The organism is Marinobacter sp. C7, from assembly GCF_022343555.1.
Taxonomy (GTDB): Bacteria; Pseudomonadota; Gammaproteobacteria; order Pseudomonadales; family Oleiphilaceae; genus Marinobacter.
The window spans coordinates 1-516 of the sequence record NZ_JAKQZH010000094.1; the positions used below are offsets into that span (position 1 = coordinate 1).

General features: G+C 61.4%; 1 protein-coding gene. It reads right to left on the reverse strand.

What is annotated here, in order from left to right:
- The coding region (locus MD273_RS18905; RefSeq protein ID WP_239039303.1) for an SDR family NAD(P)-dependent oxidoreductase at positions 1-338 on the reverse strand (338 nt) is incomplete at its 3' end.
- Between the last annotated feature and the right edge of the window lie 178 nt (positions 339-516).

Genomic DNA, 516 nt, shown 5'->3' on the forward strand with positions numbered 1-516 from the left:
ACGCCAAAGAAGTTCGTCTCGAACTGGGCGCGGAAATGATCGGGATCGGATTGCTCGAACGGCGCAAAATGGCCGAAGCCGGCGTTGTTGATCAGGACGTCCAGTCGTCCGAACGTGTCGATGGCGAATTGCACGGCCTTCTCCGCCTGAGCGGCATCGGACACGTCGAGCGCGAAGGGCGCGATGCGATCGCCGAATTCGGCGACGAGCGGCTCCAGGCGTTCCGGGTTTCGGGCGGTGGCGACGAGGCGGTCGCCCGCTTCAAGGACGGCGCGTGCAATGTTGAGGCCGAGGCCGCGAGCGCTGCCGGTGATGAGCCATGTTTTGGGAGTGGTCATAGTGAGGTCCTTTCGATTTATGAGTGAGTAGTCACTCAATTTTACGGGAAAAATAACAGACGGGTCTTCGTCTGTTGGGTGAACCGGCCATTTGCGGTCGGGAGGGGAGTGCTCGTGTCGAGGCTCTGGAGGCCCTGCGCGACCAGAGCCGGGAAAATGTCAGCCGCCAGTGATGCCG